Here is a 19577-nt window from a genome sequence, read left to right on the forward strand (position 1 = left end):
CCGGCCGGTTGGTCAGTCCTCGCGTTCGAGGCTGGGATGCGGCAGGGCCGGCACCGGCAGCGCCGCCGCGGCGCGCCCTTGGCTGAGCGCCCGCTGCAGCGCCGGCACCGTGCGCGCCGGCTCCTCGCCCAGCACGCGCACGGCGCACACGCCGTCGGCCCCGCAGCGCGCAGCCTGCTCGAACTGCGCCGCTTCCAGCAGCCCGCCGATGGCCACCACCGGCGCCGGCGCCATGGCACACCACCACGCAAGGTTGTCCAGCCCCTGCGGACGCCAGGGCATCGCCTTGGTCAGGGTAGGCCACACCGGGCCGCAGGCCAGGTAGCGCGGGCGCAGCGTCGCCGCGCGGCACAGCTCCCACAGGCTGTGCGTGCTGATGCCCAGCTTCAGACCGCTGTCCCGCAGCGCCCGGCGGCCCGCGTCGCCCAGCGCCATCAGGTCTTCCTGCCCCAAATGCACGGCCTCGGCGCCCAGCTCCAGCGCCAGCCGCCAGTGGTCGTTGACGAACAGCTCGGCTCCCGCCGCGCGGCAGGCCGCGACGCCGGCGCGGATCTCCTCGGCCAGCGCGGCGTGCCAGGCGGCATCGGGCACGGCCGGCGTCTTGATGCGCAGCTGCAGCGTGCGCACGTCCGCCGCCAGCGCCTGGCGCACGCGCGCGGCGCTGTCCACGATGGCGTAGAGGTCCAGCGGACGCGCCGCCGCGGCACCGGAGGAGGCTTCCCCGACGCCGAACGCCGGCGCCTCGCCCCAGCTCATGCGCGGCAGCAGCGCCGGCTCCAGGCCGAAGCCTGCCCGCGCGCACACCGGCCCCGCGCCCTGCCCCGCCGCGCCGCCGTGGCGCAGTGCCTGCGCCGTGGCCATCTTGGCCAGCACCGCGGCGTCGGCCGGCACGAAGCCCAGCGCCAGCGCGCAGGCCAGCGCGGTGGCGAAGCTGCAGCCCGTGCCGTGCGTGTGCGGCGTGGCCTGGCGCGGCAGCGCCAGCCAGCCCTCGGCCTGCGGCGTGGCGATCCAGTCCAGGGCCAGCGCCCCGTCCTGCGCGCTGTCCCCGCCGGTGATGCACACGCTGCGCGCGCCGCGCCGCGCCTGCAGCGCGCGCGCCAGCGCAGGCGCGGCGCACGCGGCGTCACCGCCGGCCGGCGCCTCGCCCAGCAGCGCCGCGGCCTCGCGCCGGTTGGGCGTGACCACCGTGGCGCGTGGCAGCAGCAGCGCCTGGTAGGCGCGCAGCGTGGCCTCGTCCGCGAAGCCGGCGCCGGTGCTGGCACCCAGCACCGGGTCCACCACCAGCGCCAGCGGGCCGCGCGCGCGCAGCCGGTCCACCCAGCGCGCCACCAGCTCGACCTGCGCCACACCGCCGAGCAGGCCGGTCTTGAGGGCCTGCGGCGGCATGTCGTGCTCCAGCGCTAGCAATTGCGCCTCGATCAGCTCCGGCGCCAGCGGCTCCACGCGCGTGACCGCCGTCGAGCTCTGCGCCGTGACGGCCGCCACCACCGGGCACAAGTGCACCTCGAAAGCGTCGGCCATGCGCTGGTCGGCGGACAGGCCCGCGCCACCGCCGCTGTCGGTGCCGGCGATGCTCCAGACGATGGGCAACATCGCGCTCATCCCAGCAGCACCGGCTCGCTGCCCACGGGCGTGCTGGGCACGGCGAAGTCCTGCTTGGCCATCACGCCCGCGCACCAGGCGTTGCGCCCGGCGCGCACCGCGTCGCGGAAGGCGGCGGCCATGCGCACCGGGTCGCGCGCCTGCGCCACGGCCGAGTTCAGCAGCACGGCATCGAAGCCCAGCTCCAGCGCCTGCGCCGCGTGCGAGGGCGCGCCCAGGCCGGCATCGACGATCAGCACCGCATCGGGCAGCCGCTCGCGCAGCGTGCGCAGCGCGAAGGGGTTGAGCAGCCCCTGCCCCGAGCCGATGGGCGAGCCCCAGGGCATGAGTACGGCACAACCGGCATCGAGCAGGCGCCGGCACAGCACCAGGTCGTCAGTGCAGTAGGGGAAAACAGTAAAACCTTCCTTGACCAGCTCGGTGGCGGCCGACAGCAGCTCGAAGGGATCGGGCTGCAGCGTGTGGTCGTCGCCCGTGACCTCCAGCTTGACCCACGGCGTGCCGTAGAGCTCGCGCGCCATGTGCGAGAGCTGCACCGCCTCGCGCGCGCTGCGGCAGCCGGCGGTGTTGGGCAGCAGCCGCGCGCCGTTGGCGCGCAGGGCCTCCTGCAGCAGGTGGATGAAGCCGTTGTCGCCGGCAGCGTGCAGCGTGCGCTTGAGGCCCACCGTCACCACCTGCGTCTGCGCGGCGCGCAGCGCGTCGTGCAGCATCTGCGGCGAGGGATAGCCCGCGCTGCCCAGGAAGAAGCGGCTGCCCAGCACGGCATCGCCGATGCGCAGCGGATCGTCGAGGCCGGGGACGGTGGTGGCGTCGTGGGAATGCATGACGACTCCTGGGAGAAAGGTCGGACGGCCTTCAGCCGCCGACGATGGGTTTGAACAGCAGCACCGCGTCGCCGGGCTGCAGCGCCCGGTCGCGTTGCCCGCGCGGCACGAAGCGGCCGTTGAGCGCCGTGCCCACGCCTTCGCTGGCATGGCCCAGACGCTGCACCAGCTCGGCCAGGGTGCAGGGCGCCACCTGGCAGGACACGCCGTCGAGCTGGATCTCGATGGTCTGCACCGTTTCACTCATGCCGCGGCCTCCAGCGGCGGCACCAGCGCCGCACGCGCCAGCGCCTCCTCCACCAGCGCGGGCGCCAGCAGCCAGCCGTGGCGGAACAGGCCGTTGAGGCGCAGCAGCCCCTCGCCCAGCTCGGTGCGCGGCTCGTTGTCGGGCAGCGCCGGGCGCAGGTTGCGGTCCAGCCGCTCGATGCGCGCCTCCGCCAGCGCCGGCATCACGCTGTGCGCGGCGCTCATCAGCTCCACCGCGCTCTTGAGCGACACGGGCGAGCGGTCCTCGCTCTCCACCTCGCTGGCGCCCAGGATCAGCAGATCGCCCGAGCGCGGCACCAGGTAGACGCGATGGCGCGGATGCAGCAGCCGCACCGGCCGCGTGAGGCCGTGCCCGGCCAGGCGCAGCCACACGGTTTCCCCGCGCACGCCGCGCACCGGCAGCGCCGGACGCGCGCCCGCGCCGCGCACGTCGATGGCGAGGTCGAAGGCCAGCGCCTCGCCGCCTTCCAGCGTGAGGCGCCCCGGCGACACGTCCGCCACGCGCGCGCCCCAGCGCCAGTCCGCGCCACGGGCCTGGCGGTGCAGCTGCTCCAGCGTGGCGACGGTGTCGATCTGCCCTTCCTCGGGCAGCAGCCAGGCGTTGGCTGCCTGCAGCGCGGGCTCCAGCTCCGCGAGCGCGGCGGGCACCAGCGCCTGCGGCGTGGGAAAGCCCGCCGGCGCCGTCTCCAGCCGCGCCAGCACGCGCTGCGCCGCGCCCAGGTCGCCGCGGTGCGCCAGCATCAGGCTGCCGCGGCGGCGCATGAGTGCGGGCGCATCCAGTGCCTGCACGACGGCCTGCCACAGCCCGATGGCTCGCCAGCCCTGCGCGGCCAGCGCCGGCGTGGCGTTGTCCAGCTCGGCCAGCGGGCTGAGCATGCCCGCGGCGGTGAAGCCGGCCGCGCCCGTGCCGTCGAAGGACGGCGCGGCCCCCGCAGCCGGATCGAACACTGTGACGCGATGGCCGCCCCGGGCCAGCCGCCATGCCAGCAGCCGGCCCAGCAGCCCCGCCCCGGCGATGCCGATGGAAAGGGCCGCCATGGCTCAGCCCTTCGCGATGGGGATGTAGAGCTCGCCGCCCGAGGCCTTGAACTCCGCCGACTTCTGCGCCATGCCCGCGTCGGCCGCCTGCTGCGCGGCGTAGTCGCGCACCTCCTGCGTGATCTTCATCGAGCAGAACTTCGGGCCGCACATGCTGCAGAAGTGCGCCACCTTGGACGCGTCCTTGGGCAGCGTCTCGTCGTGGAATTCGCGCGCGGTGTCGGGGTCCAGGCCGAGGTTGAACTGGTCGGTCCAGCGGAACTCGAAGCGGGCCTTGGAGATCGCGTCGTCGCGGGCGCGCGCGGCCGGGTGGCCCTTGGCCACGTCCGCGGCATGCGCGGCGATCTTGTAGGCGATGATCCCCTGCTTGACGTCGTCGCGGTCGGGCAGCCCCAGGTGCTCCTTGGGCGTGACGTAGCACAGCATCGCGGTGCCCATCCAGCCGATCATGGCCGCGCCGATGGCGCTGGCGATGTGGTCGTAACCGGGTGCGATGTCAATCGTCAGCGGGCCCAGCGTGTAGAACGGCGCCTCGTGGCAGTGCTTGAGCTGCTCGTCCATGTTGGCCTGGATCAGGTGCATGGGCACGTGGCCGGGGCCTTCGATCATGGTCTGCACGTCGTGCTTCCACGCGATCTGCGTGAGCTCGCCCAGCGTGCGCAGCTCGGCGAACTGCGCTTCGTCGTTGGCGTCCGAGGCGCAGCCCGGGCGCAGGCCGTCGCCCAGCGAGAAGGCCACGTCGTAGGCCTTCATGATTTCGCAGATCTCCTCGAAGTGCTCGTACAGGAAGCTCTCGCGGTGGTGCGCGATGCACCACTTGGCCATGATCGAGCCGCCGCGCGAGACGATGCCCGTGCGCCGGTTGACGGTCATCGGCACGAAGGGCAGGCGCACGCCGGCGTGGATGGTGAAGTAGTCCACCCCCTGCTCGGCCTGCTCGACCAGCGTGTCGCGGAAGATCTCCCAGGTGAGGTCCTCGGCGATGCCGCCCACCTTCTCCAGCGCCTGGTAGATCGGCACCGTGCCGATGGGCACCGGCGAGTTGCGCAGGATCCAGTCGCGCGTGGTGTGAATGTCGCGCCCGGTGGAGAGGTCCATCACGTTGTCCGCGCCCCAGCGGATGGCCCACACGAGCTTTTCCACTTCCTCCTCGATGCTGGAGGTCACGGCCGAGTTGCCGATGTTGGCGTTGATCTTGACGCGGAAGTTGCGCCCGATCGCCATCGGTTCCACCTCGGGGTGGTTGATGTTGCACGGGATGATGGCGCGCCCGCGCGCCACCTCGTCGCGCACGAACTCGGGCGTGATCAGGTCCGGGATGTGCGCGCCCATGGGGTTGCCGCGGCGGCGCTGCTCGCGCTGCGCGTCCGAGAGGTACTCGGCCATCCACTCGCGGCGGCCGTTCTCGCGGATGGCGACGTACTCCATCTCGGGCGTGACGATGCCGCGGCGCGCGTAGTGCATCTGCGTGACGTTGCCGCCGGCCTTGGCGCGGCGCGGCTGGCGCTGCAGCCCCGCGGCCTGCTCGCGGATGGAGGCGATGTGCTCGCCGTCGCGCGCCTTGCCGCCGTCGTCGATGGCCTGGCGCTCGCGCCCGGCGTAGGCCTCGCTGTCGCCGCGCTCCTCGATCCAGGCCGCGCGCACGCTGGGCAGGCCGCGGCGCACGTCGATCTCGGCGGCCGGGTCGGTGTAGGGGCCGGAGGTGTCGTAGACGGAGACCTGCTCGCCGTTGGTGAGCGCGATGTCGCGCTGCGGCACGCGCAGGTCCGGCCGCGAGCCGGTGACGTAGGCCTTGCGGGAAGCGGGCAGCGGCTCGCGCGTGAGGCCCAGGCGCTGGGCCAGATCAGGCAGGTCGTGGGGGGCGTTCATCGGGACTCCTTCGCAAGTGGTGCTGCTCCGAAGGTCGTCCCGGCTCCCGCAAGGCCACTGGGGCCACGGGAGACAAGGAGGAGGGCTCTTCTTCCGCCGGTACTAACCGGTTCAAGTTCGCGGGTTTGGTTGATTCACCATCTCAGCAAGGCCAACTGGCCTTGCACCCCGGAGCGCTGCGCAGTGTGGGCCCGGTGCGTGACGCGCGTCAAGCGAAAATTCGCAGCGGCGCCAGCCCCGAACGCCGCTACGGTTGCAGGCTCAACGGCCCAGCTGCTCGCGCATGGCGTCGACGACGCTCTTGTAGTCGGGCTGGCCGAAGATGGCGCTGCCGGCCACGAAGGTGTCGGCGCCGGCGTCGGCCACGCGGCGGATGTTGTCCACCTTGATGCCGCCGTCCACTTCCAGCCGGATGTCGCGCCCGCTGGCGTCGATGATCTTGCGCAGCTTCTCCACCTTGCGCAGCGCGCTGTCGATGAAGCTCTGGCCGCCGAAGCCCGGGTTCACGCTCATCACCAGCACCAGGTCCACCTTGTCGATGACCCACTCCAGCACGTCGATGGGGCTCGCGGGGTTGAACACCAGGCCGGCCTGGCAGCCCTCGGCCTTGATCAGCTGCAGCGTGCGGTCCACGTGCGCGCTGGCGTCAGGGTGGAAGCTCACGAGGTCGGCGCCCGAGCGCGCGAAGGCCTGCGCCAGCGCGTCCACGGGCTGCACCATCAGGTGCACGTCGATGGGCACGCGCTGCCCTTCGGGCGTGACGGCGTGCGGGCGCAGCGCTTGGCACACCATCGGCCCGAAGGTCAGGTTCGGGACGTAGTGGTTGTCCATCACGTCGAAGTGAATCCAGTCGGCGCCGGCGGCAATCACGTTGCGCACCTCCTCGCCCAGGCGTGCGAAGTCGGCGGAGAGGATCGAAGGGGCGATGCGGTAGGTGGTCATGACGGCGGGCAAACAAAGGTGAAAAGCGGGCGGAAATTCTAGGTTGCGCTCCTCGGACGTCCGGCCCGCGCAAGACGCCACGGCTTAACATTTGCTTTCTTAGCAAATTTGTTTGTTTCACTTTGCCGTTGAGCCCGGGCCCCCGTGCCTGCCCGGCACTGGAAGTCCCGCCATGCCTGCACGCCCTCCCCTGGCCCGTTTTCCCGCGGCGCTGCGCCGCCCGCTGCGCTTGGCCGGGTGGCTGCCGCTGCTGTGGCTGGCCGCCTGCGGCACGGTGAAGTACACGGTCGACGACGGCCGTCCGGTCAACGAGGAGCTGCTGGCGCGGCTGCGCCACTACGGCCAGGCCGAGCAGGTGGTGCGGCCGGCCATCGCGCGCAGCGCCGAGCTGCGCGACCCGGAGTGCGACCCGCAGTGGGAGCTGCCGATCTCGGTGGCCACCAGCTACGGCTGGGACGACGCCACCGACCGCGTCGCCTGGGTGCGCGCGCTGGACGTGGACGAGCGCGTGACGGTGGTGGGCGCGGCGCCCGGCGTGCCGCTGGCGCCGGGCGACAAGATCGAGGCCGTCGCCGGCTACTCGCGCCGCGACAGCGCCAAGATGCTGCTGGAGCTGGCGCAGCGCCGCGACGCGGGCCAGCCCTTCGAGCTGCTGCTGGCCGACGGGCGCCAGGTGCGGGTGCAGCCGTTCCAGGTCTGCCGCGGCTACACGCGCTTCGCCCCGGTGGAGACGCCCAAGGTGCAGGACTACCACTGGCTCATGAGCGTGCACCCGCTGGAGGTGACGCAGGCGCGGCTCAACGGCCCCGAGGCGCTGTGGCTGGTGCTGTGGACGCAAGGCGTGTCCGAGGAGGGCGGCGCGCGCATGAAGACCTTCCACTACACCAAGAAGATCGTGGGCACCCTCTACGACCTGGCGACGCTGGTGTCGGGCGCCAAGGGCGTGGCCCTGGCCGCGGAACAGGCCGCCACCGTGGCGCGCAACGCCGCGGCCGCCGCGATCAGCGAGGCCCTCAAGCAGCAGCTCATCCAGCAGGCCAGCGCCGCGGCCAGCGCCAAGCTGCGCTCGGAGCTGGGCGACGCCGCGCAGCGCGTCACGCGCGCGCAGGCCATGGCCGCCATGGAGCGCTCCGCCGCCAACCGCGGCTCGCTCAGCGGCGTGGCCTGGGTCGCCTCCACCGTGTTCGACCGCGCCGATGCCTGGGCCTGGGAGCGCATGAAGCGCCTGGGCGAGGACCCGGTGGCGGCCTTCACGCTGCACCAGAAGCTGCTGGAGAAGGAGCTGCCGGAGAACGCCATGGTGCTGGACCCGGAGCGGCTGGCCGCGCTGGAAGGCATCGCCCGCGCCCAGGGCCGCGGCGAAGCCGTGACGGCGGCGCTGCAGGGCCTCACCGCCGAGGAGCTGCTGCTCGATCTCTCCGACATGCCGCTGGCTTCCGCGCCGCCGCGCTTCTCCTACGAGGACGCCGCCGTGCGCCCGGTCGCCGCCGCCCGGCCCGGCCTTATCGAAACCATGCTCGAACTGCCCATCGAATCCAAGGACAAGCCGTGAAACCGTCCGCCCCGAAGCCTTCCTGGGCCGCCCTGCGGCGCCGCGCGCCATCACAGGGCGTGGCCTCCCGCCCTCCCGCCCGGCCCGCGCAACCGCCGCGCGGGGATGAGGCCTGGCGCCAGCGCCTGGGCGCCGCGCTGCGCGCGCTGGCGCTGGCCGGCCTGGGCGCCGCGGCCGTCCACGCCGCCGCGGCTGATGCGCCCGCGCCAGCCGCCGCTGCCACGGCGGCAGCGCCGTTGCCGACGCCCACGGCGTCCACGGAGCCCGCGGCCGGCGCCGCGCCGGCCCTTCCTGCCGGGCCGAGCTGCCGCGCCCTGACCGACCAGGCCATGGCGGCGGACCTGAAGGCGGCATCCGCGCAGTCCGCGCGCCAGGAGCCGCAGCAGGTGCTGGCGCTGTACGAGGAAGCGGTGGGCGGCTGGCGCCAGGCGGCCGAGCGCTGCCAGGACCGCGCGCGCGAGCGCGCCCAGCGCAACCTGGAGGACAGCCGCCGCGCTGCCGCCTCGCTGCAGGAGCTGCTGGGCTCGGGCCCGCAGTGCAGCGCCGCGCACAAGGACGCCACCTCGCTGCAGGAGCTGGCCAAGAGCGCCTCGGCCGAGCGGCGCTGGAGCGAGGCCGCCATCCTCTACCGCAAGGCCGAGAGCATGTGGGACCTGGCCACCGAGCGCTGCAGCGGCGCGCAGCAGCAGCTCGCGCAGCAGCGGCGCGAGCAGTCCGAAACCGACGGCCACAACGCCGAGTTCTGCGCCCCCGTCTACGAACGCGCGCGCGAGCAGACCCAGCGCCTCAAGACCAGCGGCGCGGGCATGGAGGACGGGCAGCGCCGCCAGCTGTCGCAGGTGGTGGAGACGCTGTGGCGCGACGCCGCCTCGCGCTGCCGCGGCTCTGCGCAGGAGCTCGCCCGCACCAACGCCGGCGCCGTGGCACGCGAGCGCGGCACGCCCTGGGTGGCCACGGCCGAGGCCAGCATGGCGCGCACGCCCGCGCCGCCGGCCGCGGGCACGGGCACCGCGGCGGCCCCGGCATCGGCGCTCGCCGCCGCGACCGGCACCGGCGCCCGGAGCGCGGCGCCTGCACCGGCAGCCGCGGCAACGGCCGCCGCTGCCGCCACCACGGCGGTGGCGACGGCGGGAGCAGCCCACGCACCGCAGGTGCAGCCGCCGGAGTTCACCAGCGGCAACATCCGCTACAGCGGGCAGTTCACGCTGAACGAGGGTGCCGACGGCAAGCTGCCCACCTATTCCGGACAGGGCCGGCTGGCCTGGCCCAACGGCGACGTCTACGAGGGCCTGCTGGTGCACGGCCTGCGCCACGGCCAGGGCCGCTTCACCTGGGCCAACGGCCAGCACTACGAGGGCGAATGGGTGCAGGATCGCGCGCAGGGGCGCGGCCAGATGAAGTTCCCCAACGGCGACCGCTACGAGGGCCAGGTGGTGGACGGCGTGCCCGAGGGCCAGGGCCGCATGGCCTACGCCAGCGGCGACAGCTACAGCGGCCAGTTCGCGCAGGGCGTGCCCGCCGGGCGCGGCGAATACCTCTGGCGCAACGGCCAGCGCTACGAGGGTCCCTGGAAGGACCAGCAGCCCCACGGCGAGGGCAAGCTCCGCTTCGTCAACGGCGACCTCTACGAGGGCACGCTCGCCGCCGGCATCCCGCACGGCGAGGGCCGCATGCGCTACGCCAACGGCGACGGCTACAGCGGCGTGTTCGTCAGCGGCATGCCCGAGGGCCAGGGCCGCTACGACTGGAAGAACGGCGACCACTACGTCGGCGCCTTCAAGGAAGGCCGCAAGCAGGGCCGCGGCACGCTGGTGCGCGCCAACGGCGAGCGCATGGAAGGCGAGTTCGACGAGGACGAGGAGTTCCGCTCGCTCGCCGCCGCACCCGCCGCGACCGTGGCCGCGGCAACCCCCGCGCCGGCGCCGGCCCCCAAGGCGCCGGGCGGCGGGGAGCGCAAGCGCGGCCGCTGACGCGGCGCCCCCGGACCCAGGCAACTCCCGGTGCCCCACATGCAGGAAGGCACAGGGGTTGCGCACTTGCCGCGGCGCCCTGCGCGCGAGTGCAATGGTCCCTGGGCTCGCGTCGCCATGTCGCGCGCCGCGTGCCCAGCCACAGAGCCATCGCTCAAGGGGTGCGCGCATGAAGACCTTCCCTCGCACGAGGACGTCCAAGAGCCTGCAGGACCAGCGGGCGTTGCCCGCGATGGAGTCCCAGGCCAGCCCACCTGAACCCGCGACGCGCCTGCGACAACGGCTGCAGCAGGCCGGCCTGTGCGTGGCGATGCTGGGCGCCTCGGCCCTGCACGCGGCCCCGGCCAGCGATAACGCCCCCCTGCCGCCGCCGATCCGCGGCGTCGCGCCCGTTGCGGCGACGGCTCCTGCGGCCAAGCCGGCAACGGCCCGGACGGCCACGGCGCCGGCAGCACCGGCCGGCATCGCGGCGGCCCCGGGCGTGGCGCAAGGCTCGGCCGAAACGGCAGAAGCGCCTTCCGCACCGGCGGCCCGCGGCTTGACGGTGACTTCGACCGGGGTGGTGACGACGCCGGCCGCCCCCGCAGCCCCGGCTGTCCCGGTGAGGGCGGAAGCCGTGCCAGCGGCCCCAGCGCCGGCTCCAGCGGGAACGGCCACCGCGCCGGCCCAGCCCGCGCCGGAAGCCGGCAACGACTGCCTGACGCTGACCGACCACGCCATGGAAGCCGAGCTCAGCGCCGCCGGCGCGCAAGCACAGGACCCGCTGCAGGAGGTCGAGCTTTTAGACGCCACCACGCGCGCCTGGCAGGCCGCGGCCACGCGCTGCGAAGGCCGGGCGCGCGAGCGTGCGCTGCGCAACCTGGAGGAAAACCGCAAGGCGGTCACGGCGGCGCAGGAACGCCTCGGTGCCGGCCAGCCCTGCAGCGCGGCGCAGGAGAACGCCCAGGCGCTGCAGGCGCTGGCGCAGCAGGCCGTCGAGGAGCAGCGCTGGAACGACGCGTCGCGCCTGTTCCGCAAGACCGAGGGCATGTGGGAGGAAGCGGCCGACCGCTGCCGCGGCGACCAGCAGCAACTGGCGCTGACGCAGCGCACGCAGGCCGGCGTCGCCGGCCACAACGCCCAGTTCTGCATGCCGCGCATGGAGCGCGCGCGCGCCCAGACCGAGCAGCTCAACAACGCCCCGGCCCGCCAGGCACCGGCCCAGCGCCAGCAGCTGTACCTGAGCGCGGAATCGCTGTGGCGCCTCGCCGCATCGCAGTGCCGCGGGGCCGAGCAGGCCGAAGCGCGGGCCCAAGCCGAAGCCATGGCGCGGGAACGTGGTCCGCTCCTGGTCGAAATGCCGAGTGCGGCGGCCGCGCCGGCAGCCACGACGGCTCCCGAGGCCTTGCCCACGGCGGCCACGTCTCCTACGCCCGCTGCCTTGTCCGCCCCGACGGCCGCGACACCTGCGGCAGCCGTGGCCGCCCCGCCCATGGCCGACGCCGTGCCGGTGCCGGCCGCAGCGCCCGCGGCCGTTCCCACGCTGGCGCCGGCCCAGGCAGCGCCGATGGCCTCGCCGCCCGTGGTTGCCCCACTGCCCTCCGCCACGCCCACGGCGACGCCGCCTGCACCGGGCACGAGCGCGGCACCGCCGGCACCCAGCGCCGCGATTCCCGTCGTCCCCGCGCGCGCCGCGGCGGGCGCCGTCCCGGGCACCCCGAAGGCCAGTGCCGGCGGCACCGAGGCCGCCGCCGCGCAGGACCCGTCGGTTCCGCCGGTCACCGTGGACCTCGGCGGCATGGTGCTGACAGGCCGCTTCACGCCCGACCCCGGTTCCGGCAAGCCCGGCACTTGGTCCGGCCAAGGCCGCGTGACATGGAGCAACGGTGACGTCTACGAAGGCAGCCTGGCGCGCAACCAGCGCCAGGGCCAGGGCCGTTTCAGCAGCGCCAAGGGGCTGCGCTACGAAGGCGAGTGGGCGCAGGACCGGCCCCACGGCCGCGGCACGCTGAGGTTCCCCGACGGCAACGTGTACGAGGGCCAGGTCGCCGGCGGCATGCCCGAAGGCGCCGGGCGCATGGTCTATGCCAGCGGCGACAGCTACAGCGGCCAGTTCGAGCGCGGCGTGCCCGCCGGGCGCGGCGAGTACGTCTGGCGCAACGGCCAGCGCTACGAAGGCAGCTTCCAGGGCCAGCGCCCGCACGGCGCGGGCACCCTGCGCTTCGCCAACGGCGACCAGTACGAGGGCCCGCTGGTGGCGGGCCAGCCACACGGCGTGGGCCGCATGCGCTACGCCCGCGGCGACGTCTATGCCGGCCCCTTCGTGGCCGGGCTGCCCGAAGGCCAGGGCCGCTACCAGTGGAAGAACGGCGACCACTACGTCGGCGCCTTCAAGGCCGGCCGCAAGCAGGGCCGCGGCACGCTGACCTGGAGCAACGGCGACCGCTGGGAAGGCGAGTTCGACAACGACGAGCAGTACGACGCGGGTACCTTCACCGCCGCCGGTGCCGCGCCGGCCACCGGGCGTGCGGCGCCGGCGCTCCTCACCACCGGCCCGGCCACCGCCACGGTGGGCCTCACGGTCGGCACGGGCGCTGGGCAACCGGCAGCCGCGGCCGACACGGCGACGGGCGTGATGGGCCGGGCCTTGCCGGCCGCGGTGATGGTCGATCCGGCGGCGGGGGCGCCGGCCAAGCCCTGAGCAACCCAGGGGCTCCGCCGCGGGGGGTCCCTAGAATCGGTGCATGGCCAAACCCGAGTTCAACTGCAGCGTCAAGGTGCAGTTCCTGCCGGAGCAGTCCCAAGGCGGTCAGCACGCCTGGGCCTACACCATCACCATCACCAACCGCGGCGACATCACGGCCCAGCTCGTGGCGCGGCGCTGGCTCATCACCGATGCCACCGGCCGCGAGGAGGAAGTCCGCGGGCTCGCCGTGGTGGGGCACCAGCCGGTGCTCAAGCCCGGCGAGTCCTTCGAGTACACGAGCTGGACCAGCCTGCCCACCCCGCAGGGCACCATGCGCGGCACCTTCTACTGCATGACCGAGGAGGCTCGCCCCTTCGAGGCCGAGGTGCCCGAGTTCATGCTGGCCCATCCGGGCGCGCTGCACTGATGCCGCGCCGCCCCGGCCCGCGCCGGCGGGTATCGCGCTGAGCTTCGGCATGGCCGGAGCCCAGCCCACCTCGGCCTGGGACCTGACGGCGCTGCTCAACGCGGCCGACCCGCGCGCGCCGCTGGCCGAGCGCCACCTCTGGCTGGTGCGGCTGCTGGAGTGGCTGCGCCACGACCCGCCGCGCCGCCTCGACCCGGACGCCACCCCCGCCCCGCTGCTGCGGCTGCGCCACCTGCTCAACGTGCTGGAGCAGCACCCGCAGCACCGCGCCGCGGTGCAGGGGCTGATCCAGCGCTTCTGGCAGGAGGTCGACGCCGCGGCGCTGTTCGCCGACTTCGGCTTCCCGCACCGCGTGCACCTGACCGGCGAGCTGCTGCGCCGGCTGCGCGAGCGCGTGCTGCCCGGCACGCCCGACACCACCGACCTCGCCGAGCTGTTCCCGCTGCTGTTCGAGGAAAGCGACGCGCCGTGGATCGAGGCCATCGACGCCGACACGCTGCAGCGCCTGGCCGTGCTCATGGCGCCGCGCGACGCGGACGATCCACCCGCCGCCGGCACGGACGGCGCCCTGGACGACGCGGGCGACCCCGCCGCCACGCCGCTGTCCGCGCCGCGCTGGCGCGACACCATGGCCGACGCCGTCACGCTGCTGGTGGGCGCGGTGCACGGCGCGGGGCTGTCGCCGCCGCTGCGCCGGCGCATGAGCCCGGCGCTGCTGGCGGAGGAGCCCTTCCGCCAGCTCACGCGTGCCAGCGAGCGGCTGCGCGACGCCGAGCTCGCCGGGGACCCGGCCGCGCTGCTGCGCGAGGCGCTGTACCTGCGCGCGCTGCTGGATACCTGCCGGCGCGCGGCCGACAGCATCGGCGAGCACCTGGAGGAGTTCGGCGTCTCGGTGGACATCGTCTACGAGACCGAGCAGCTGCGCCTGCGCACGCTGCGCATCGAGCGGCTGCTGGACTGCCTGGTCAGCCCCGAGCCCGCGCGCGAGCTGCAGCTGCTGACGCTGCAGCTGGTGCAGGGCCTGCGCGAGCGCGAGGGCGTGCGCTCGCTGCTGGCGGCGCAGTACGGGCAGCTCGCCCGCAAGATGACCGAGCGCAGCGCCGAGACCGGCGAGCACTACATCACCCGCGACCGCGCCGAGTACGCCTCGATGTTCCGCCGCGCCGCCGGCGGCGGCATGGTGATGGCGGGCACCACCTTCGTGAAGTTCGCCATCGCCGGGCTGGGGCTGACGGCGTTCTGGAGCGGGCTGCTGGCGGGAGTGAACTACGCCGCCAGCTTCGTGATCATCATGCTGCTGCACTTCACGGTGGCCACCAAGCAGCCGGCGATGACGGCGCCGGCCATGGCGGCGCGGCTGCGCGGCAGCCACCGCGACGAGGAAGGCTTCGTGGACGAGGTGGTGCACCTCATCCGCTCCCAGTCCGCGGGCATCCTGGGCAATCTGGCGCTGGTGGCGCCGGTGGTGGTGGCGTTGCAGGCCCTGGCGTGGTGGCTGATGGACGCGCCGCTGGTGGACGCCAAGCACGCCGTGTACGCGCTCAAGAACCTCTCGCTGCTGGGCCCCACGCCGCTGTACGCGGCTTTCACCGGGGTGCTGCTGTTCGCCAGCTCGGTGATCGCGGGCTGGGTGGAGAACTGGTTCGTCTTCAACCGGCTCGACAGCGCCATCGCCTGGAACCCGCGCATCGTGGCGCGGCTGGGGACGGCGCGCGCGGCACGCTGGGCGGCGTGGGCGCGGGCCAACGTCTCGGGACTGGCGGCCAACGTCTCGCTGGGGCTGATGCTGGGCCTCACGCCGGCGGTGGCGGGCTTCTTCGCGCTGCCGCTGGACGTGCGCCACGTCACGCTGTCCACCGGCCAGCTGGCCGCGGCGGCCGGCGCGCTGGGCTGGGGCCTGCTGGGCGAGCCCGCCTTCTGGTGGTGCGTGGCGGGCATCGTGGTCACGGGCCTGCTCAACGTGGGCGTGAGCTTCTACCTGGCGTTCCGCCTGGCGCTGCGCGCGCGCGGGCTGCATCGCAAGGATCGCGCGCACCTGGGCGCGGCCATCCGCCGCCGCATCTGCCGCCGCCCGCTGAGCCTGCTGGTGCCGGAGCGGTGAGCCGGGGCGGCGCCCCGCTTCACCCCTTCAGTCACAGGCTTTTTGAGCCCCCCGGCAAGCGCGAGGTGAAAGAGACTTCAGGGCTCATTCCTCGTCGCGCTCATGGCGCTCGCCGCGCTTGCGCCCGCTGAACATGGTCCACCAGACGATGAACACCAGCAGCGCCAGCGCCGCCAGCGCCTCCAGAAGCAGCAGTCCCATGGAGTAGGCTCGATCGGGATAAGAGGAGAGGCCGGCGCCGTGGCGCCGGACGGTCCGGCACATTGCATCACGTCGGGAGCGCCCTCATGGAAAGCCTCGGGCTGGTCGATCGCTTCACGTTGTACTTCGAGGCCGCGCCGGCGCGCGACGCCGACTCCCGGCGCGAGGTGCTGCAGTTGCGCCACGCCGTGTACTGCGAGGAAATGGGCTACGAGCCGCCGCGCCCCGACGGCATCGAGAGCGACGACTGCGACCCGCACTCGATGTTCGCGCTGGTGCGCCACCGCACCAGTGGCCGCCCCGCAGGCTGCGTGCGGCTGATCACGCACCCGCACCAACCGCCCGGCTGGCGCTTCCCCTTCGAGCGCGCCTGCGGCGAGCGGCTGTACCCGGACTACCTGGAGCCTGACCCGGCCCTTCGCGACGCGGCCGTGGAGGTGTCGCGCCTGGCGGTGCACCACGACTTCAGGCGCCGCCGCGGCGACTTCCACAACCCCGTGGGCGGCAACGCCGACGCCGAGGACAGCGCCGACCGCCACTACCCGCTCATCGCCATGGGGCTGTTCCTGGCGGCCTCGGCGCTGCTGCTGCTGAACGGCATCGAGCAGACCTACGTGATGATGGAGCCGCGCCTGGCGCGGCTGCTGCACGGCTGCGGACTGCACTTCACGCGCGTGGGCGACCTGGTCGAGCACCATGGCCAGCGCGCGCCCTACCGCATCCTGCGCCCGGAGCTGCAGCAGGACCTGCGCCCCGAAGGGCGCGCGCTGCAGGACTTCCTGCTGCAGACGCTGCGCTGACGCCACCGCGGCCGGCGCGGGCCGCCAAAATCGCGCCATGGCTTTCTCCCTTGCCCTTCGCTCCGGGCGGCGCGGCAGCGCCGCCTCCCTCGCGCTGGCCGTGGCGGCCCTGCTGGCGGGCTGCGCCGGCGTGCCGCTGCATCCGCCCGCTCCTGCCACTCCCCCGGCCCCGGCCGGCGGGCCCGACATCGTCGCCGTGCCCTCGGCGCCCGGCGCGGCGCTGCTGCGTCCGCGCGCGCGCTGGCAGCCGGTGGACTGGTCCGAGCTCCCGGGCTGGGACGGCGACCGCGTGCTGGAGGCCTGGAGCGCGCTCAACCGCAGCTGCGAGCGGCCCAGCACCGGCTGGGCCGCCACCTGCGCCGACGCGCTGCTCAACGCGCCCTCCGACGAGGCGTCCGCGCGCGCGTGGCTGCAGTCGCGGCTGCAGCCCTACCGCGTGGAAAGCCCTGAAGGCGCCGCCGAAGGCCTGGTCACGGGCTACTACGAGCCGCTGATCGACGCCAGCCGCGTGCCGCGCGGCAGCTACGCCGTGCCGCTGCACCGCCCGCCCGCCGACCTGGGCGTGCGCAAGCCCTACTGGACGCGCCAGCAGCTCGACACGCTGCCCGCGGCGCAGGCGGCGTTGCGCGGGCGCGAGATCGCCTTCGTCGCCGACCCGCTGGACGCGCTGGTGCTGCAGATCCAGGGCTCGGGCCGGCTGCGTCTCACCGAGCCCGACGGCAGCCTGCGCACCGTGCGCCTGGCCTTCGCCGGCCACAACGACCAGCCCTACAAGTCCGTCGGGCGCTGGCTGATCGAGCGCGGCGAGATCCGCGCCGAGCAGGCCTCCTGGCCCGGCATCAAGGCCTGGGCGCGCGCCAACCCGCAGCGCGTGCAGGAGCTGCTGTGGAGCAACCCGCGCGTGGTGTTCTTCCGCGAGGAGCCGCTGCCCGATCCGCAGCTGGGCCCGCGCGGCGCGCAGGGCGTGGCGCTCACGCCGGGGCGCTCCATCGCCGTCGATCCGCAGAGCATTCCCTACGGCACGCCGGTGTGGCTGGCCAGCACCGAACCGCTGAGCACGCAGGCGCTGCAGCGCCTGGTGGTGGCGCAGGACACGGGCAGCGCCATCGTCGGCGCGGTGCGCGCGGACTTCTTCTGGGGCTGGGGCGACCAGGCCGAGCAGCAGGCCGGACGCATGAAGCAGCCCCTGCGCCTGTGGGTGCTGTGGCCGCGCGGCCCGCGGAGTTGATGCCCGAGTTGCGCCAACCGGCCTTCGCCGGGCCGCGCTTATGATCCGGCGGCGCGGCAGGCCAAGTCCCTGCCGCCCGGCGTGAGCCGCCCGCTTGACGGTGCCGAGCTCCACGGTTGCAGAAGGGAGCTCATGGCTGTTCCAGGACACTGCAATGGTTGCTGCGCCGCGCTGGCGCTGGCACTGGCCGTGAGCACGGCCCAAGCCCAGACGCCGCCGCAGCCGCTCACGGCGCTGAGCCTGGAGGAGCTGGGCGACATCGAGGTGACCTCGGTGTCGCGCCGCGCGGAGCGGCTGTCGGAGGCGCCCGCCTCGGTGTTCGTGATCACGGCGGAGGACATCCGCCGCAGCGGCGCCACCTCGCTGCCCGAGGCGCTGCGTCTGGCGCCCAGCCTGCACGTGGCGCGGCTGAGCGCCTCTTACCACGCCGTGGGCAGCCGCGGCTTCAACAGCAACACCGCCAACAAGCTGCTGGTGCTCATCGACGGGCGCTCGGTGTACACGCCGCTGTTCGGCGGCGTGTTCTGGGACGCGCAGCAGCTGCCGATGCAGGAAGTGGAGCGCATCGAGGTCATCAGCGGCCCGGCCGGCACGCTGTGGGGCGTCAACGCCGTCAACGGCGTCATCAACGTCATCACCCGCTCGGCCGCGCAGGCGCCGCAGGGCACCGAGCTGGCGCTGGGCGCGGGCAACCGCGAGCGCAACCTCATGCTGCGCCAGGGCGTGACGCTGGGCGGGAGCCCGCTGCAGCTGTGGGCGCGCCAGGTGCGCTATGAGGGCACCCGCACCGCCACCGGCGAGGCCGCGGGCGATGCCGGAACCCTCGCGCAGCTCGGAGCCCGCAGCGATTGGGAGAGCGGGCGCGACCGCGCCATGGTGCAGGCGCAGCTCTACCGCGGCCGGCGCGAGCCGCCCATTCCCGGCGCGGTGGAGATTCCCGGTGCGCCCATCGTGGTCGGACGCACCCTCTACGACGGCGGCCACCTGCTCGCGCGCTGGGAGCGCCAGCTCGGCGACGGCAGCACGGTCTCGGCCCAGGGCTACTGGGACCACACCGAGCGCCACCTGGGCTTCCGCGAGACCCTGGACACCCTGGACCTGCAGCTGCAGCACGCGCTGCGCCCCGGCGCGCGCCAAGCGGTGGTGTGGGGCCTGCAACTGCGCCAGGACCGCGACCGCATGGTGGACGGCCGCGCGGTGGTGCTGCCCGAGCGCGAGCGCCGCTTCAGCTACAGCCTGTTCGCGCAGGACGAGCTGACGCTGCGCGAGGGCCTGCGCCTGACGCTGGGCGCGCGCGCCGAGCACAACGGCTACACCGGCATGGAGCTGCTGCCCAGCGCGCGGCTGGCCTGGCTCGCGGCGCCGGGGCAGCTGGTGTGGGGCGCGCTGTCGCGCACCGTGCGCTCACCCACGCGGCTGGACCGCGGGCTGCTCAATCCCGGCCTGCCGCCCTCGGCCGAGGCGCCCGGCGGCATTCCCACGGTGAGCGGCAGCACGGACTTCCGCAGCGAGGTCGCGCGCGTGGCCGAGCTGGGCTGGCGCGGCCAGCCCTGGGGCGGCACCAGCGCCTCAGCCACCGTCTTCCATGCCGACTACGAGCGGCTGCGCTCGCTGGAGCTGCGCGGCTCGGAGCTGGTGTTCGGCAACGGGCTGGAGGGCAGCGTCTCCGGGCTGGAGCTGTGGGGCAGCTGGCAGGCGCGGCCCGGCTGGCGGCTGCACGGCGGCTTCTCGCGGCTGTGGCAGAACCTGCGCGTGAGTCCCGGCAGCCTGGACGTGGGCAGCGTCGCACGCACCGAGGGTGCCAACCCGGCGCGGCAGTGGATCCTGCGCTCGCAGCTGGACCTGCCGCGCCGCGCCGAGTTCGACCTCATGCTGCGCGGCGTCTCGGCGCTGGCCGACCCGGCGGTGCCGGCCTACGTGGCGCTGGACCTGCGGCTGGGCTGGCGGCCGAGCCCGCGCGTGGAGTGGTCGCTGCTGCTGCAGAACGCGCTCGATCGCGGCCACGGCGAGTTCGGCAACGTGCGCACCCGCACCGAGGTGGGCCGCGCCGCCTACTTGCAGCTGGTGCTGCGGCACGAGGCGCTGTAGGCG

Annotated in this window: 14 protein-coding genes and 1 riboswitch; of the genes, 8 read left to right on the forward strand and 6 right to left on the reverse strand. The window is 74.2% G+C overall.

The window, feature by feature from the left end:
- Nucleotides 1-12: 12 nt before the first annotated feature.
- From H537_RS41615 to rpe, 6 genes are all read right to left on the reverse strand, one after another.
- Nucleotides 13-1602 (reverse strand): bifunctional hydroxymethylpyrimidine kinase/phosphomethylpyrimidine kinase, encoded by a 1590-nt coding sequence (locus H537_RS41615; RefSeq protein ID WP_084150493.1) that lies wholly within the window; start codon nucleotides 1600-1602, stop codon nucleotides 13-15.
- Entirely contained in the window at nucleotides 1599-2426 is an 828-nt protein-coding gene (locus tag H537_RS0106885) for a thiazole synthase (protein ID WP_051242068.1), read from the reverse strand. Before H537_RS0106885 ends, H537_RS41615 begins: the two co-directional genes overlap by 4 nt.
- A gap of 31 nt (nucleotides 2427-2457) precedes the next feature.
- A complete protein-coding gene (thiS, locus tag H537_RS0106890; protein WP_043458342.1) occupies nucleotides 2458-2673 on the reverse strand; it encodes a sulfur carrier protein ThiS in 216 nt (71 codons plus the stop codon).
- A complete protein-coding gene (locus H537_RS0106895; protein ID WP_028997312.1) occupies nucleotides 2670-3731 on the reverse strand; it encodes an FAD-dependent oxidoreductase in 1062 nt (353 codons plus the stop codon). Before H537_RS0106895 ends, thiS begins: the two co-directional genes overlap by 4 nt.
- 3 nt (nucleotides 3732-3734) lie before the next feature.
- Nucleotides 3735-5600 (reverse strand): phosphomethylpyrimidine synthase ThiC, encoded by a 1866-nt coding sequence (gene thiC, locus H537_RS0106900; protein WP_028997313.1) that lies wholly within the window; start codon nucleotides 5598-5600, stop codon nucleotides 3735-3737.
- A gap of 71 nt (nucleotides 5601-5671) precedes the next feature.
- A riboswitch (TPP riboswitch) is annotated at nucleotides 5672-5781 on the reverse strand.
- Nucleotides 5782-5861: 80 nt separating this feature from the next.
- Nucleotides 5862-6542 (reverse strand): ribulose-phosphate 3-epimerase, encoded by a 681-nt coding sequence (gene rpe, locus H537_RS0106905; protein WP_028997314.1) that lies wholly within the window; start codon nucleotides 6540-6542, stop codon nucleotides 5862-5864.
- A gap of 172 nt (nucleotides 6543-6714) precedes the next feature.
- Between rpe and H537_RS0106910 the strand changes: the two genes are divergently transcribed.
- The 8 genes from H537_RS0106910 (at nucleotide 6715) to H537_RS41640 (ending at nucleotide 19574) form a co-directional block, all read left to right on the forward strand.
- A complete protein-coding gene (locus tag H537_RS0106910; protein WP_028997315.1) occupies nucleotides 6715-8094 on the forward strand; it encodes a hypothetical protein in 1380 nt (459 codons plus the stop codon).
- Entirely contained in the window at nucleotides 8091-10064 is a 1974-nt protein-coding gene (locus tag H537_RS48965; protein WP_156901485.1) for an MORN repeat-containing protein, read from the forward strand. The genes H537_RS0106910 and H537_RS48965 overlap by 4 nt, the downstream gene beginning before the upstream one ends.
- Nucleotides 10065-10233: 169 nt before the next feature.
- Nucleotides 10234-12744 (forward strand): MORN repeat-containing protein, encoded by a 2511-nt coding sequence (locus tag H537_RS56460; protein WP_156901487.1) that lies wholly within the window; start codon nucleotides 10234-10236, stop codon nucleotides 12742-12744.
- Nucleotides 12745-12787: 43 nt separating this feature from the next.
- Nucleotides 12788-13156 (forward strand): Co2+/Mg2+ efflux facilitator ApaG/CorD, encoded by a 369-nt coding sequence (gene apaG / locus H537_RS0106925; RefSeq protein WP_028997316.1) that lies wholly within the window; start codon nucleotides 12788-12790, stop codon nucleotides 13154-13156.
- Nucleotides 13157-13205: 49 nt separating this feature from the next.
- Entirely contained in the window at nucleotides 13206-15257 is a 2052-nt protein-coding gene (gene tlpB / locus H537_RS0106930; protein ID WP_028997317.1) for a transporter-like protein TlpB, read from the forward strand.
- A gap of 287 nt (nucleotides 15258-15544) precedes the next feature.
- Nucleotides 15545-16258 carry a PEP-CTERM/exosortase system-associated acyltransferase gene (locus H537_RS41635; protein ID WP_051242076.1) on the forward strand — a complete coding sequence of 238 codons (714 nt, stop codon included), beginning with the start codon at nucleotides 15545-15547 and terminating at the stop codon, nucleotides 16256-16258.
- A gap of 37 nt (nucleotides 16259-16295) precedes the next feature.
- Complete coding sequence (gene mltA / locus H537_RS0106945; RefSeq protein WP_028997318.1) at nucleotides 16296-17486, forward strand: murein transglycosylase A; 1191 nt, start codon at nucleotides 16296-16298, stop codon at nucleotides 17484-17486.
- Nucleotides 17487-17618: 132 nt separating this feature from the next.
- Nucleotides 17619-19574, forward strand: coding sequence for a TOL_0244 family TonB-dependent receptor (locus H537_RS41640; protein ID WP_051242079.1), 1956 nt, complete (start codon nucleotides 17619-17621; stop codon nucleotides 19572-19574).
- The last annotated feature ends 3 nt before the right edge of the window (nucleotides 19575-19577 follow it).

The organism is Azohydromonas australica DSM 1124 (assembly GCF_000430725.1).
In the GTDB taxonomy this organism is placed as follows: domain Bacteria; phylum Pseudomonadota; class Gammaproteobacteria; order Burkholderiales; family Burkholderiaceae_C; genus Azohydromonas; species Azohydromonas australica.

Bases quoted from the DNA above. Each gene is read 5' to 3' on its own strand.
- apaG (WP_028997316.1), top strand. From the start codon at position 12,788: ATGGCCAAACCCGAGTTCAACTGCAGCGTCAAGGTGCAGTTCCTGCCG.
- H537_RS56460 (WP_156901487.1), top strand. From the start codon at position 10,234: ATGAAGACCTTCCCTCGCACGAGGACGTCCAAGAGCCTGCAGGACCAG.
- tlpB (WP_028997317.1), top strand. From the start codon at position 13,206: ATGGCCGGAGCCCAGCCCACCTCGGCCTGGGACCTGACGGCGCTGCTC.
- thiC (WP_028997313.1), bottom strand. From the start codon at position 5,600: ATGAACGCCCCCCACGACCTGCCTGATCTGGCCCAGCGCCTGGGCCTC.
- H537_RS0106885 (WP_051242068.1), bottom strand. From the start codon at position 2,426: ATGCATTCCCACGACGCCACCACCGTCCCCGGCCTCGACGATCCGCTG.
- rpe (WP_028997314.1), bottom strand. From the start codon at position 6,542: ATGACCACCTACCGCATCGCCCCTTCGATCCTCTCCGCCGACTTCGCA.
- H537_RS41635 (WP_051242076.1), top strand. From the start codon at position 15,545: ATGGAAAGCCTCGGGCTGGTCGATCGCTTCACGTTGTACTTCGAGGCC.
- H537_RS0106910 (WP_028997315.1), top strand. From the start codon at position 6,715: ATGCCTGCACGCCCTCCCCTGGCCCGTTTTCCCGCGGCGCTGCGCCGC.
- H537_RS41615 (WP_084150493.1), bottom strand. From the start codon at position 1,602: ATGAGCGCGATGTTGCCCATCGTCTGGAGCATCGCCGGCACCGACAGC.
- H537_RS0106895 (WP_028997312.1), bottom strand. From the start codon at position 3,731: ATGGCGGCCCTTTCCATCGGCATCGCCGGGGCGGGGCTGCTGGGCCGG.
- thiS (WP_043458342.1), bottom strand. From the start codon at position 2,673: ATGAGTGAAACGGTGCAGACCATCGAGATCCAGCTCGACGGCGTGTCC.
- H537_RS41640 (WP_051242079.1), top strand. From the start codon at position 17,619: ATGGCTGTTCCAGGACACTGCAATGGTTGCTGCGCCGCGCTGGCGCTG.
- mltA (WP_028997318.1), top strand. From the start codon at position 16,296: ATGGCTTTCTCCCTTGCCCTTCGCTCCGGGCGGCGCGGCAGCGCCGCC.